General features: G+C 61.8%; 12 protein-coding genes. All 12 read right to left on the reverse strand.

Annotated elements, in window-relative coordinates; all coding sequences use genetic code 11:
* Nucleotides 1-38: 38 nt before the first annotated feature.
* Nucleotides 39-3,620: a glycosyltransferase gene (locus VXM67_RS19240; RefSeq protein ID WP_027908230.1), complete on the reverse strand. Its 3,582-nt coding sequence runs from the start codon at nucleotides 3,618-3,620 to the stop codon at nucleotides 39-41.
* Between the two features lie 119 nt (nucleotides 3,621-3,739).
* Entirely contained in the window at nucleotides 3,740-5,314 is a 1,575-nt protein-coding gene (locus tag VXM67_RS19245) for a flagellar hook-associated protein 3 (RefSeq protein WP_023381556.1), read from the reverse strand.
* 13 nt (nucleotides 5,315-5,327) lie between these two features.
* Entirely contained in the window at nucleotides 5,328-7,376 is a 2,049-nt protein-coding gene (gene flgK / locus VXM67_RS19250) for a flagellar hook-associated protein FlgK (RefSeq protein ID WP_023381557.1), read from the reverse strand.
* A gap of 12 nt (nucleotides 7,377-7,388) precedes the next feature.
* Nucleotides 7,389-8,558 (reverse strand): flagellar assembly peptidoglycan hydrolase FlgJ, encoded by a 1,170-nt coding sequence (gene flgJ, locus VXM67_RS19255; protein ID WP_023381558.1) that lies wholly within the window; start codon nucleotides 8,556-8,558, stop codon nucleotides 7,389-7,391.
* 12 nt (nucleotides 8,559-8,570) lie between these two features.
* Nucleotides 8,571-9,686, reverse strand: coding sequence for a flagellar basal body P-ring protein FlgI (locus VXM67_RS19260; RefSeq protein ID WP_023381559.1), 1,116 nt, complete (start codon nucleotides 9,684-9,686; stop codon nucleotides 8,571-8,573).
* 6 nt (nucleotides 9,687-9,692) lie between these two features.
* Nucleotides 9,693-10,388: a flagellar basal body L-ring protein FlgH gene (gene flgH / locus VXM67_RS19265; RefSeq protein WP_023381560.1), complete on the reverse strand. Its 696-nt coding sequence runs from the start codon at nucleotides 10,386-10,388 to the stop codon at nucleotides 9,693-9,695.
* 53 nt (nucleotides 10,389-10,441) lie between these two features.
* The gene (gene flgG / locus VXM67_RS19270) at nucleotides 10,442-11,227 is read right to left on the reverse strand and encodes a flagellar basal-body rod protein FlgG (protein WP_023381561.1); all 786 of its coding nucleotides are present in this window, start codon (nucleotides 11,225-11,227) and stop codon (nucleotides 10,442-10,444) included.
* A gap of 47 nt (nucleotides 11,228-11,274) precedes the next feature.
* Nucleotides 11,275-12,015, reverse strand: coding sequence for a flagellar basal-body rod protein FlgF (gene flgF / locus VXM67_RS19275; RefSeq protein ID WP_023381562.1), 741 nt, complete (start codon nucleotides 12,013-12,015; stop codon nucleotides 11,275-11,277).
* A gap of 224 nt (nucleotides 12,016-12,239) precedes the next feature.
* Nucleotides 12,240-12,425, reverse strand: a complete 186-nt coding sequence (locus tag VXM67_RS19280) for a hypothetical protein (protein ID WP_023381563.1) — start codon at nucleotides 12,423-12,425, stop codon at nucleotides 12,240-12,242.
* A 51-nt stretch (nucleotides 12,426-12,476) separates the two neighbouring features.
* Entirely contained in the window at nucleotides 12,477-13,829 is a 1,353-nt protein-coding gene (flgE, locus tag VXM67_RS19285; RefSeq protein WP_023381564.1) for a flagellar hook protein FlgE, read from the reverse strand.
* 33 nt (nucleotides 13,830-13,862) lie between these two features.
* On the reverse strand, nucleotides 13,863-14,573 hold the full coding sequence (gene flgD, locus VXM67_RS19290) for a flagellar hook assembly protein FlgD (RefSeq protein ID WP_023381565.1): 711 nt from the start codon (nucleotides 14,571-14,573) through the stop codon (nucleotides 13,863-13,865).
* 15 nt (nucleotides 14,574-14,588) lie between these two features.
* Complete coding sequence (gene flgC, locus VXM67_RS19295; protein ID WP_023381566.1) at nucleotides 14,589-15,032, reverse strand: flagellar basal body rod protein FlgC; 444 nt, start codon at nucleotides 15,030-15,032, stop codon at nucleotides 14,589-14,591.
* Nucleotides 15,033-15,034 lie beyond the last annotated feature (2 nt).

Here is a 15,034-nt window from a genome sequence, read left to right on the forward strand (position 1 = left end):
ACGCCACGCCATCCGCGAACAGCCCTGGAAAGCCTCGATCAGCCTGGCATCCACCCGCTGTACCAATGCTGCACATGCTCTTCACGCAGCACATAGTCACGCAGCACTTCCTGCTTCAGTCGGTCACCCATGCGGAAACTCTCGTCCGGGTCGGCCAGGTGCATGCGAATCGCCTCCAGCCACTCCGCCGTGCTGTTGGTCTTGATTCGCGTGCACGGCAGGTAGCCTTCGTAGGCGCGGGTGTCGGTGACGATCACCGGGTACCCACAGGCGCCGTACTCAAGCAGGCGCAGGTTGCTCTTGCAGTCGTTGAAAATGTGGTACTCCAACGGCGCCAGGGCCAGGTCCAGGTTCAGGCTGGCGAGCTTGGCCGGGTACAGCTCCAGCGGTACCGGCGGATGGAACTCGCTGATGTACGGCCGCAACGCGGGCGGACACATGCCGAAGAACACCCAGTCGACCTCGTTCGCCAAGGTCTTGACCACATCGGCAATCACCTCCAGGTCACCTGTGTGGCTGGTGCCACCACCCCAACCTACCCGCGGCTTGCGCGAGGTGCGACGGTGGCTGCGCAAGCCGGTCCAGAGCTGCTCGGCAAGCATGTTCGGCATCACCCGGATATCACTGTGGGTGTCATGCAGCGCATCCGCCAGGGCCTGGGTCGACACCACGAGGCGGTCACAACGCTCGATACCTCGACGCAGCGATCTTTCCAGATCCTTGGGCGTGTGCTTGAGGTGACCATTCTTCTTCGGTACGTTGATCACGTAGTCGTCCAGTTCATAGATGCAGAAGCCCTTGGAGAAGGTCTTGAGCCGTTCGATTTCCTTGACGAAACCTTCCGTGTAACGCCCTTGCAGAATCGCGACATCTGGCGAGCAGCGCTCCAACTCGACGTTGGTCGGGATCTCGAAATACTGCTGCTGGGTGACCCAGCCGGCCTTCTCCAGCTCTACCACCGGCTGGATTACCCGATAATGCCCAACCGCCGTCTTGTTCATCGGCAAGGCCAGCACATGGGGCAATGGGCGACCGACGAAGGGCGTCCAGGCCGCCTTGAGGCCCGGGTCCAGGCAGAAGCTCGAACCATTGAGTGACAGGTTGATGTTGTAGGCCGGGTCGCGCGCCACGACCGGCATCCAGGCGCGGAAGAAGGCATCATGCTGTTCCGCCAGCCGAGCCTGGCGCTCAGCTTCGCGCTGCGGGTCGACCGCCGCCGCTGGCGGAGGGTCGAGCACCAGCCGGGCATCCGGCGCCCAGACCACCAGGTAACCAGCCTTGCCCAACCGCAGCCCCAGGTCGACATCGCTGAACGCCAGGTCGAAGACGCTGTCGTCGAGCCCTCCCAGTTCGATAAAGAGCTGCTTGCGCACCAGCAGGCAATCGGCGCCGACAACTGAATAATTCTGCGCCACCTGCAAGCGCTGCATGTAACCGCCCGCCTCCATCGGCTCACCGACGAATGGCGAACCCACCGCTCCACGCAGGCCAAGCACGCCACCGGCATGGACGACAAGGCCGTGGCCATTGCACAACTTGGCACCCACCGCGCCGACTTCATGGCGCTGCCCGTGACTGAGCAACGCATCGAGCCAGTCTGGCTCGGTGGCAACGACGAACGGACTCAACATCAGCAGGTAGTCGCCACGGGCATGTTGCGCGGCCAGGTTCTGCACAGTCGCGAAGCTGGTTTCCTCTTCCAGCTTCAGCACCCGTAACTTGTCGCCGCCCATCTGCTGCAGGGCTGCCAGCCAGGCATGGGTGTCGGCGCCCTGGCTGGCATTATCGACGATCAGCACTTCGTAGTGGCTGTAGGCGGTCTTCTCCAGCACGCTTTCAAGGCAACGCTCGAGCGCTGGCAATTGATCCCGGGCACTGATCACCAGGCTCACCAATGGCTGCGTGGCATGCAGGTAACGCACATGGTTGATCGCGCCGCCGTCATTCTGTAACCGATAGGCCACGCCCAATCGCTTGAGGTGCGCATCGAGCAGGCGAGGATTTTCCTCGATCACGTCCGTCGAGGACAACCAGGCGGCATAGCTCAACGTGGTTTCAGCCAGGACTTCTGGAATGTGCTCGATGGTCTGCGGGCCACGGCTTTCCACCAGGCGCCAGAGCAAATCGTGGGGCGCCAGCTCGCGGTAACCCGCGGCAAAACCACCCAGCGTTCGAATGGCCTCACGGGAGTACGCCAGCATGCGACCGGTGTAGGGGTAGCCGCGCATCAGGTCGAGGTTGAAGTCGGGCTTGAATACAGGTTCCGCTGAGACCCCCTCCCGAAGACTACCCTCATCGCCGTAGCAGCAGGCCATTTGTGGACGAGCGACGATCCGTTCGGCCAGCAGCATCAGACTGAACGCATTGAGCCGATCACCGGCGCGCAGCAGGTAGATCCAGTCCACGCCCTCCAGCTGGTCGACCAGGCCGTTCAACTGCTCGGCCCAATCAGCCTGCAACAGCTGGCCGATCACCCGGCCATCCTGCAGTACCGCCGTAGGCGCGCTGGACAGAACCAGGGTGGTATCGGCGCCATAGGACTGATGCGCGATACTGTCCAGGGTCACTTGCAGGGCCTGGGCATCGCCCTCGCGGTCGATCACCACCGGCACGATGCGCGGGCGCGTCGGCCAGTGCTCGCTCAGGCGCATCAGCCGCGCCAGCACCAGAGGGTCCTGGCGGCAGGCCAACCATTTGCCATAAAGCTCGGCAAAACTGTCGCTGTCACTGCCGACATGGGACTCGTGAATTGCCTGAAGACAGCGCAAGGTGTGGACCAGGAACAGGTTTTCCCAAGTACGCTGACCAGCACGTTCGTCCGGGTGCAGGATCTGCACCCGGACCCAACCGGAGAACGGCTCGCGCTCGGCGGTGCGCGCCGCGAACATGTCACGCAGGTGCTGCGCTTCCTGAACAGCCGCGGCCTTCACATGATCCTGGCGACGCAGCTGGTCGGGATGAACCCGCTCCACACAATGTACCCCGGCGGTGACGCCCAGGTGCCCTCGGCGCAGCAGGCACACGAACAGGACAAAGTCGAGCAGGGCCACGAAGCCCGGTGCCAGCGCCGGCAGCAGTTCGCGCAGATCACTGGCGCGCAGCAGCACGCTGCTCAGTCCGCCGATGAAATTGAGTTGACGGGTCTCGAAGAAATCCAGCAGGTCGTCGCCATTGAACAGGGTATCGCCAAAGGTAACCGGGCTGGTCTCCAGACGCTGCGGCAAGATGTGATCTTCGGCATCCACCAGATAACGTCTGGCCGCGACCAGACTGACATCGTCGTGAGCTTCGAACAGGCGTACCTGGTTGGACACGCAATCGGCCATCAGGCGGTCATCGTCACAGAGGAACTTGATGTACTGCCCCTGACTTTGCTCTAGCCCAAGCTGCAGGTTCCCGGCAAAACCCAGTGGCTGCCGGTTGCGTACATAGACCAGCGGGTGACGCGCCAGGCTGCGCAACTCCTCGACCACCGCCTCGATCTGCGCCCCACGGCTGTCGTCGCAGACAATGACCTCGAGGTTGTCGTAGTCCTGAGCCAAGGCACTGACCAAGGCCGCTCGGAAGTAATCAGGATTGCAGGCAGGGATGACGAGGCTGACTAGAGGGACTGGGTTCACGGGGGAATCTCTCGACCGATGACTGCCCGCAGGGAATTCAGAACAGTCGACAACACGGGAAAAACAGCGCGCCTGCTGCGCTCACCCCTGGCGGGTGGCGCAGCAGGCGGCGGGCTTGATCAACCGATGGCGTTGAACAGGCTCAGTTGGCTGATACGCGCGAAGGCTGCCTGGGACGCTTCGAGCATGGTCTTCTGTTGGGTCAGGCGAACCAGCACGGTGGCAGGGTCGGAATCGCGGATCGACGATTGCGTGGTGGTATTGGCGATACCCAGGCTCTCGTTGGTGTTCTGCTGGATTTCCAGCGCCTTGCCCCGCGCACCGATATCGGTGACCGAGCGGTTCAGCTGATCCTGACCACTCTGGATGTTGGCAATGGCCGAGTCCAGGTCGGCACGCAGTTGCTGGTAGGCCGCGTTGTCGCCGTCGATCGGCTTGCTCAAGGCCGTGCGCAGCTGGGCAACGGTGTCCAGCACGTTCTGGGTCTGGTGGTTGTCGACATTCACCATGTACTGGTCGCCGGACTGCTGCGGCGGCGTCGTGGTGAAGGTGAAATCGACCCCCGCGGCCGAGGCGACGTTACCCGCCATGGTGCCACTGGCCACCGGGCGGCTGTCGGCGGTCAGCGGCTGGGCATACAGCTCGAAATCCGTGGCGCTGGTGAACTTGATCACCGCGCCGCCGCTGGGGAACATGGCCTGGTACTTGGCCGGGTCGGTGACGCTGACGGAAGACACCTGGGCGCTGGAAGAGTTGCCCGGGCTGCGAGTGGCCGTGATGGTGTCAGGCTTGCTCTGCAAGGTGAAGGTATGACCCGCCACCGCCGTGTCCGGAACGTCGCCGTCCTGAAGATTGATGTTCAGGCGCAAGTCGACCCCACGGAAGCTGATCATCGAACCACCTGCGGTGTTCGGATCGAAGGTGCCGCCCTGCGTGGCTTCGGCGGTCACGTCGTTGCCCAGACTGTCGGTGATGCTGTACTGCGTACTGCTGAGCATGGTGATGGTATACGGCTGGCCGCTACGGAAACGGTCATTGTAGGTCACGCTGCCGGACACCTGGCCGTTGGACAGCTTCACACGCCCATCATCCACCACCGGGTTGGTCATGGTGGTCTGGGTACGACTGGTATTGAGCGCCTGTTCGAACACGCTGTAGCCGGTGCTGTTGCCAGCCATCTTGAGCATGTCGCCGACCTGCAGTTCAAGCTGGGTCTGGTCGCCCTGGTAGCTGTAGGTGCCATCGGCATTGCGTACGAATGGCGCGGTGTCGGTCTTGGAGCCAGCGAACAGGTACTGACCGTTCTCGTCACGGCTGTTCATCAAACTCAACAGCTGGTCTTCCAGCTGACTCAGCTCGGCTGCCTTGGCCTTGCGCTCGGTATCGGTGTAGCCGGCGTTCCCCGACTCGAGCGCCAGCTCGTTGACCCGCGTCAGGATCGTGTTGATCGAGTTGAGCGTGGTTTCGGCCTGGTTCAACGAGTTGGTGATGTTGGTCGCGTTGGTCTTGTACTGCGCCAGCATGTCCGCCTGGTTGCCCAGTTGCAGCAGACGTGCGGCACCCACCGGGTCATCGGCGGCGGTGTTGACTCGAACGAAGGAGCTGGCCTCCTCGTTGGTCTTGATCAGGTTGGCATAGTTGCGCTGGTAGTTCGCCGCGCTGGACTGGTAGAACTGGGCCGTGGAAATACGCATGGATCAATACTCCTTAAAGCGCGGCGATCAAGGTGTTGAAGATTTCCTGAGCAGCTTTGATGATCTGCGAAGAGGCCGTGTAGTACTGCTGGTACTTGACCAGGTTGCCGGCCTCTTCGTCGAGCTGCACACCAGACAAGGAATCACGGGCACCGGTCGCCTGGGTCAGGATGACACCGGTTGCCTCGCTGTCCATCTGGCCTTGCTTGGCCTGGGCACCGACGCTTTCCACCAGTTTGCCGTAGGCGTCGGTGATGCTGATGCCCTTGGTCGAACCGATGTCCATGGTCTGCTTGGTCTGCAGCTCCTGCAGGGACAGCGCATTGCGGTTGTCCGAAGAACCTGCGCCGGTCAGCGAGACGGTGTAGCTGTCGCCTTGCTTGGGCGAACCGGCGACATCCATCTCGAAGCTGAAGGTTTTCTGCACACCACTGCCGTCGGTGATCGGGTTGCCCGCGGAGTCGATCATCGGCACATCGAACTTCAGGGTGTTGTTCTGCCCCGGAACGAAGGTGCCGGTGCCGATGCTGTTGCCCTTGGCATCGAACGCTTCATAGGTTTGCGGCGAGGTGGTTTCATCACCGAACACCAGGCGCACCGGCGTGGAATACTTGATGCCGGTCTGCAACTCAAGGCGCTGGGTCGGGTCGGCGATATCCAGCACCGAGGTCAGGACAGGTTGGGCGATCACACCGGTACCGGTATTGCCGCTACCGGACGTCGCGGTCAGCGGCGCGGCCAGGGCCAGGCGCTTGGCGTCGGTAAGCACCACGTCGATTTCCGCCGCAGCATTGCGGGTCGGGGTGATCTTGAAGCTATCGCCCACCGCCGCGGTACCGCTCTTGAGGTCGATGCTGAAGCCATCGATCACAGGGGCCGGGTCGTCGTTGGTGCTGTAGGTGCCCATGTCGGTGCCATCGGGCAGCTTCTTGACCTGGTACTTGTCGGCGGTCGGCCCGACGAAGGTCACCTGGTAATCGCTGGTGCTCAGCTTGCCAGTATCGCGGATGACCACGTTCAGGTCGGCGGAGCCCGAGTTGCCCACCTTGGGCGTGCTGCGTGCGGACATCGCCTTGTCGCTGTTCAGGTCGTTGAACAGCGCGGCACCGAACTCTCCGTTCTTGTCGATACCCTGGCCGAGCTGCGAGTTGATTTGCTGCGACACCACCAGCGCGATGCGGCCCAGTTCGTTCATGGCCGGCGCCAGGGTCTCGCTGCGATAACGCAGCAGACCGCCCATTTCGCCGCCCGTGATGCTACTGGTGACGTCCATGGTGGTGCTACCACGGTCGAGCTTGATCGAATACTGGGTCGGGTCGGTGGCGCTTGGCTCGGCGCTCATCTTGTTGGTGGTCTTGCCCAACACCAGCGACTGGCCGTTCTTCAGGTAAACGTCGATGCTGCCGTCACGCTCGACAGCTTGCACACCCACCAATTCGTTGAGCTGGCGGACGGCTTCGTTACGCTGGTCGAGCAGGTCGTTCGGCTGGCCGGTGACCGCCGAGACCTTGGAAATCTGCTCGTTGTACTGGGCAATGCTGGAGGTCAGCTCGTTGATCCGCGCCGTCATCGAGCTGAGGCTGCCGTTGATGTTGGTATTCTGCTCCTTGAACTGCGCGGCCAGGCTGTTGAAGCGGTTGGCGAGCGCGTCGGCATTGCTCAGCAACAGCTGGCGGGAAGCGTCTTCGGTCGGCTTGTTGGCAGCGCTCTGCAGGGCGGAGAAGAAGTTGGTCAGCGCTCCGGTAATACCGGTGTTGCTGTCGGACAACAGGTTGTTGAGCGGCGTGACCTGATTCAGGTAGGCAGTGCTGTCGCTGTTGAGCGACGTGGCGGTCTGCAGTTGCGCATCGAGGAAGGCGTTGTACACCCGGCGCACGTCCGCCAGTGTTGTCCCGGTGCCCATGAACACCTGGCCTTCCTGGAGCGAACCCTTGGACCGCTGAACATTCTGCTGGCGAGAGTAGCCGGCGACATCGGCGTTGGCGATGTTGTTACCGGTGGTATGCAGGCCCGCCTGGGAGGCCGACAGCCCCGACATGCCAATATTGATCAAACTCGCCATGGTTTCCTGCCCTTAAAGTTTCGTTGTGTTACCGAGCGATGCATAGCTCTCGTACGACTTCATCTGTCTTGCGATCTGCGAGATCTTGCTGGCGTATTCCGGGTCGGTGGCGTAACCGGCCTTCTGCAGCTCTCGCACGAACTGTTCTGGCTTATCGGCAGACTTCACCGCTTCTTGATAGCGGGAATTGTTCTGCAACAAGCTGACCAGATCATGGAAACTGTCCTGGTAAGAGTCGTAGGAACGGAACGCTGCCGTCTCCTTGACGAACTTGCCGTCACGGAACTCGCTGGTGATCGCCCTCGCCTCGCCACCTTCCCAGTTGCCGGTCGCCTTGATGCCGAACAGGTTATGGCTGCTGGTGCCGTCACTGTTGCGCATGACCGATTTGCCCCAACCGGTTTCCAAGGCTGCCTGGGCGACCAGGTAACGGGGGTCGACGCCAATGCGCTTGGCAGCCTGCTCGGCCATCGGCAGCATGGTGGCGACGAAGGCGTCGCTGTCGGCGAAGGCTTTTTTCGGCGCAAGCGGCGGCTGCGCCACGGCGCGGCCCAGGATGCGCATGCCACGCTCGGGCGCGGCGAAGGTCTGCGCAGCACCTGCTACCACCTGCCCTTCACGGGGTGGCACCGCAGCGGTATTGGTGGTTGCCGCGGCGTTGCCTGCCGATGGCACGATACCGGCCAGCAGGCGATCGGTGAGCTTGCTCGGTAGCGCCAGGCGCCGCGAATTGAGCGCGGCCACATCATTGCGCGTGGCGGTCGACTGGGTCGCGTGCACAGGCTCGGCCACTTTGTTGCCCCACAAGGCCGGGGCGTGGCCGTCGATGCGCGGGAATGGGCTGGTGTTGGCCGGCGCGGCCTTGTTCTTCGACAACTGGCGAACCAGCACGTCCTGCAGGCCGATACCTCCACCCTCGCGGGACATACTCACGGCCAACTGCTGGTCGTACATGTCACGGTACTGCTTGACCGTCTCGGAATTCATCGGGTTGTCGTCGGCCAGCACATCGCTGGCCTTGCGCGAGGCTTTGAGCATCTCACTGATGAACAGCGACTCGAACTCCTGGGCCACCTTGCGCACGTTGGCGTCGCTGTCACGATCGCCATGCTTGAGCGAATTGAGACGATTGAGGTCGGTGTACGCACCGCTGTCGGCACCGCTGGAAACTTTGGTATTCATCAGTCGGCGTCCTCAGATGACGATCAGGTCGGCTTGCAAGGCGCCGGCCTGCTTCAGTGCTTCGAGGATGGCCATCAGGTCGCTGGGCGCAGCGCCCACCTGATTCACTGCACGCACGATTTCATCCAGCGTGGTACCCGGGCCGAACTTGAACATCGGCTTGGCTTCCTGCTGCGCATTGACTTTCGAGCGCGGCACAACGGCAGTCTGGCCATTGGAGAACGGCCCCGGCTGACTGACGATCGGGTCTTCGGTAATGGTCACGGTGAGGCTGCCGTGGGTCACGGCGGCAGGTGAAACCTTCACGTTCTGGCCGATGACGATGGTACCGGTACGCGAATTGATGATGACCTTGGCCACGGCCTGGCCTGGGTCGATCTCAAGGTTCTCTAGAATCGACAGGTAATCGACACGCTGGCTCGGGTCCATCGGCGCGGTGACCCGCACCGAGCCGCCATCGATTGCCTGGGCCACGCCTGGGCCGAGCAGGTCGTTGACCTTGTCGACGATGTGCTTGGCCGTAGTGAAGTCCGGGCGATTGAGGTTCAAGGTAAGGCTGTTGCCCTGGTTGAAACCACTGGGTACCGCCCGCTCGACGGTAGCACCACCAGGAATACGGCCGGCCGACGGAACGTTGACGGTAATCTTCGAACCATCACGCCCTTCGGCATCGAAACCGCCCACCACCAGATTGCCCTGGGCGACGGCATAGACGTTGCCGTCGATACCCTTGAGCGGCGTCATCAACAGGCTTCCGCCACGCAGGCTCTTGGAGTTACCAATGGACGAGACGGTGATATCCACTACCTGGCCGGGCTTGGCGAAGGCCGGCAGGTCGGCATGCACCGACACCGCGGCAACGTTCTTGAGCTGTACGTTGCCGGAACCGGCCGGCACCTTGATGCCGAACTGCGACAGCATGTTGTTGAAGGTCTGCAGGGTGAACGGGGTCTGGGTGGTCTGGTCACCCGTACCGTTGAGCCCCACCACCAGGCCGTAGCCGATCAACTGGTTGGAGCGCACGCCAGAAATGCTGGCGATATCCTTCAGGCGTTCGGCATGGGCACCGAAGGTGCAGGACAGAAGCAGGGTCGCGGCAAGCAGCTGCCTTACGTTGAACATGGTCATCCGCACTCAGAAGGGCCAGAGCGGGCTGACGAAGAAGCGATCCAGCCAGCCCGGCTGACTGGCATCGGCGAAGGAGCCGGTGCCCGAATAGGTGATGCGCGCATCGGCCACACGGGTCGACGGCACGGTGTTGTCGGTGGCGATATCGTCAGCACGGACCAAGCCCGCAATGCGCACCAGTTCCTCGCCGGTGTTCAGGGTCATCCACTTCTCGCCGCGCACGGCGATGATGCCATTGGGCAGCACGTCGGCGACGGTGACAGTGATCGAACCGGTCAGGGTGTTGCCCTGGGTGGCCTTGCTATCGCCCTTGGTTGCACGCTCACCGCTGTAGCCCGCCTCGAGGGAAAGGTCGCCACCACCGAATGGGTTGTTGGTATTGGGCGTGGTCCCGAACAGCGAGGTCAGGCCAATGTTGGCATTGCTGTTCTTCTGAATCTGGGAACCTGCGTTCTTGCTGGCCGAGGTGCGTTCATTGAGGGTGATGGTGATGATGTCACCGACCCGGAACGCCTTGCGGTCGCTGTACAGGTTCTGATCGAAGCCCGCCTGGTAGATCGAACCGTTATTGGCCGCTGCCGGCAACGGGGTGCGCGGCAGGACCGGCGCGTAGTACGGGTCGTTGGGCTTGGGCGTCGGAGCGACACAACCTGCCATCAACACCGCCCCCCCCAGGGCGAAAACGGACAACAAACGATTCATGACACTTACCTCATGCTGCAACTGAACTAGGAGCTAGGAACCAGAAGCCGGCGTTACAGCTGCTGAGTGACGAACGACAGCATCTGGTCGGCAGTGGAGATGACCTTGGAGTTCATCTCGTAGGCGCGCTGGGTGGTGATCATGTTCACCAGCTCTTCCACGGTGCTGACGTTGGAGTTCTCCAAGGTCTGCTGCAAGGTGGTACCGAAACCGTTCAGGCCCGGGGTACCCACCTGTGGGGCGCCACTGGCGGCGGTCTCCAGGAACAGGTTGTTGCCCATCGCCTGCAGGCCGGCCGGGTTGATGAAGTCAGCGGTCTGAATGTTGCCGATGACCTGAGCGGCCGGGTTGCCGGCGGTGGTGATCGACACGGTGCCGTCCTGGCCGACGGTGAAGGTCTGGGCGTCGTTTGGCACGACGATGGCCGGCTCCAGCGCCAGGCCATCGGCGTTGACGACCTGACCATCGGAGTTCAGGTGGAAGGTACCGTCACGGGTATAGGAAACGGTGCCATCGGGTTGCAGGATCTGGAAGAAACCACGGCCGTTGACGGCGATGTCCAACGGGTTCTCGGTGGTCTGCAGACTACCGGTCTGGAAGTTCTTCTGGGTGCCGACGATGCGCACACCGGTACCGACCTGCAGACCCGACGGCAGTTCGCTGTCCTGGGTGGACTGCGCGCCCGGCTGACGCTTGATCTGGTAGAGCAAGTCCTGGAACTCGGCGCGATCACGCTTGAAGCCGGTGGTCGAGACGTTGGCCAGGTTGTTGGAAATGACGGTCAGGTTGGTGTCCTGGGCGGACAGGCCGGTTTTAGCGACCCAAAGAGCCGGAAGCATCAGTGTTCTCCTCGTGCGCCTGTTTTACGGCACCCTTTCAAATGTGATTAGCCGATTTGCAAAACACGCGCCATGGCTTCATCGCCTTCCTTGGCCGCGTTCATCATCTTGACGTGCAGTTCGAATTGACGGGACAGCGCGAGCACCGAAGTCATTTCTTCGACGGCATTGACATTGCTGCCCTCCAGGAAACCGGACACCACGCGCACATTGACGTCGGCGTCGGCCGGCTGGCCATTCTGGGTGTGGATCAAGCCATCCAGGCCTTTGGTCAGGCCCTTGGTGTCGGGGTTGACCAGTTTGATGCGATCGACCTCGGCCATCACCCGGGGGTCTTCACCCATGGCACGGATACTGATGGTGCCGTCGGCGCCCACTTCCACCTTCTGCTCTGGCGGAATGGCGATCGGACCACCGTTGCCGATCACCGGCATACCGTTGCCGGCGCGCAGCACGCCCAGCGCATCGATGTTCAGGCTGCCGGTGCGCACGTAAGCCTCGCTGCCATCTGGCGCCTGCACGGCGATGAAGCCCTGCCCCGCGACTGCCACGTCCAGTTCACGCCCAGTCTCGACCATCGGTCCTTCGCTGAAGTCGGTCGCGGGACGCTCAGTCATCGCGAACGCACGCGCCGGAAAGCTGTCACCGAACACCGGCATCGAGCGCGCCTGCTCCAGGTCACGCTGGAAACCGTTGGTGGAAACGTTCGCCAGGTTGTTGGCATGGGCCTTCTGCGCCAGCGCGTTCTGGCTGGCGCCGGTCATGGCCACGTAAAGCATCTTGTCCACAGTCATCCTCCGCTGCACTGGCGATCATTTGCCGCTCGCCGTTGCTGTGCAGGCTTTAAAGCAAGTTCCGAACCAACTTTCTTAAATCGTGAAAAAGCCCGTGAATACGGGCTTTCGAGGGGCTGGTGACCGGCACTGACGTCGGTTATCCGGCGCCGGGTTGCCGCTGGCGGCAAAGACGATGGCTTGTTAAGACCTCGTCGCCGGCAAGATCCCAAGTGGCGCTATGGCTCCCTGCAGCCACCATTGGTGTATGGCCCGGCGAACTTCTTCCAGCCATCACCCGGCGACCATTGCGAACAGACCAGCCGGCCATCCGCCTGGCTCTCCCAGCGCCACCAATAAGCGGTGCCAGCCTGGACCTGGGCAAGGCAAAAAACGGCGACCAGCACAATGAGCCACTTGTTCATGCTAACTCCATGAAGCGGGGCCGCCCTGCAGCCCCTACCCTCAATCCAGCATCAGGTCATCTGGATGATGGTCTGCATGATGGTGCTTTCGGTGGAGATGGTCTTGGCGTTCGCCTGGTAGTTGCTCTGCGCCTTGATCAGCTCGACCAGCTCTTGCGTCAGGTTGACGTTCGAGGCTTCCAGCGAGTTGGACTCGACGCTACCCAGAGTACCGGTCTTCGGCGAGTCAATGCCCGGAATACCCGAGGAGTAGGTCTCGGTCCAGCGAGTGCCGCCAATCTGCTGCAGACCCTGTTCGTTGGCGAAGCTGGCCAAGGCCACCTGGCCGATGGCGCGCGACTGCTGGTTGCTGAAGCTTGCGAACATCACGCCGGTGGAGTCGATCGACAGGCTCGACAGGATACCGGTGGCGTAGCCGTCCTGGGACTGCGACATGCGCGCGGTTTCCGTGTTGTAGGACGTGGTGCTGTTCATCGACAGGCGCATGCCCGCAGCGTTTTCCGCAGAACCGTTGGAGGCCCAGTTACCCGAAGCATCCTTGGCGGCTGGAATCCAACCCTTGAGGGTGAAGGTATTGTTGGTCACGTCCCACTGGGCACCGGCCGGAGCACCCACAGGAATGCTGGCAGGGTCGGTCGCCATCGACGCCACGCTACCGTCGGAGTTGAAGGTCATGGACGCCTCCAGCGGGGCAGCCGACGTCGGGTCCATCGGATTGCGACCATCGATCAGGGTGTACATGGTCCACTGGTTCGTCCCGGTCTTGCGGTAGAACTGCTCCATGGTGTGCTCGTTACCCTGACTGTCATACACCTTGGTCGGGAACGACTTGGTATAGGTAGTATCGTCGGCCGGGTCGAACGCCGGACCGGCAGGCGTGGCGCTCGGCAGCGGAATGATGTCCGCCTCGGAGTTCAGGTTGATGCCCTGGTCGATCAGGGTGGTGGCCTTCGGCGCCAGCGAGGAGGTATCGATCTTGAGATCGGTCAGTACGCCACGCTTGATGTTGCCGTTCTCGTCGGCGGCATAGCCTTGCAGGCGCAGGCCGTCCGAGGTGATCACGTAGTTATCCTTGCTGTTCTGGAAGGCACCGGCACGGGTGTACACGCGCGCGCCGTTGTCAGACAGGATGAAGAAGCCCTGGCCTTGGATACCCATGTCCAGCACGTTGCCGGTGTTGTTGACGTCGCCCTGGCTAAACTGCTGGGAGATCGCTGCCAAGCGCACACCGTTACCCACCTGGTTCTTGCCCACGCCCAGGCGGTTGGCCCCCGCGTATACGTCTGCGAATTCGGCACGGGAGGATTTAAAGCCGGTGGTGTTGACGTTGGCGATGTTGTTGCCAGTGACGTCCAGTTGCTTGTTGGCCGCGTACAGACCGCTAAGGCCGATATTGAAAGACATGTAGTTGCTCCTTTTCTTGCCGTTCTATCGGCCTTAGATACCGATGGTTTGTACGTCGGACAGCGAAACCTTGCCGACACCCGCCAGGTTCAGCACCATCTCGCCGGTGGTGTTGAAGCTGACGCTGGTGACCTTGGCTGGCAGCAAGGTATTCATCTGCACCGCCTTGCCGTCCACCGTGGTAGTGGCGGTAAAGGTGTAAGTGCCCGGATCGACCTTCTCGCCCTTGCTGTTGGTGCCATCCCAGATGAAGTCGGCATAACCGGCCTTCTGCTCGCCCAACTCGATGGTCTTGACGGTGTTGCCATCCTTGTCGGTGATAGTGATCTTCGCTTCGCTGATGGCCTGGGGCACCACGAACTGCGCATTGAAGCTCTCAGTGGTGTCGACGATGGCCTTGTCGTTCTGCACGATCACCGAACGACCGACCAGCGAGGACGCCTGCAGCGCTTGCGACGAAGCCATGGCGCTGGTGATGGCGCTGACCGACTCGTTCAACGAGGTGATGCCTTCGAGGCTACTGAATTGCGCCAACTGTGCGACGAACTCGCTGTTGTCCTGCGGATCCAGCGGGTTCTGGTTCTGCATCTGGGTGACCAGCAACTGCAGGAAGGCATCTTTGCCCAACGTCTGGTTGCCGGTCGCAGCGCTGGTAGTCGTGGTCTTCTTGGCGCTGCTGGTGGTGACACCTGACGCCGCGATGACGTCATTGAGGTTCACACCACTGGTGCTATCGACTGCCATGGTCTGGATTCCTTATCACTGACCCAGGGTCAGTACTTTCTGCATCATGTTCTTGGCGGTGTTCATCAGTTCGGCGTTGGTCTGGAACGCACGGCTGGCGGAGATCATGTCAGCCATCTCCTCGACCACGTTGACGTTGGGGTAGTAGACGTAACCGTCCTTGTTCGCCGCCGGATGGTTGGGCTCGTAGCGCGCTTCCAGGTTGCTCTGGTCTTCGATGATGCCCTTGACCTGAACGCCTTGACCGGCTTCACCCTGGTCTTCGAACAGCGACTGGCTGACGCCGCTCTGCGCGTTCTGGAACGTGGTGGCGAACACCGGGTGGCGAGCGCGGTAGGTCTGGTCGATGCTCGACGAAACGGTCTCGGCGTTGGCGATGTTGGAGGCCACGGTATTGAGACGCGTGTTCTGCGCGCTCATGCCGGAGCCTGCGATGTTGAAGACACTGGACAGGGACATGG

It is taken from the genome of Pseudomonas sp. Rh2 (genome assembly GCF_040762985.1).
GTDB classification, from domain to species: domain Bacteria; phylum Pseudomonadota; class Gammaproteobacteria; order Pseudomonadales; family Pseudomonadaceae; genus Aquipseudomonas; species Aquipseudomonas taiwanensis.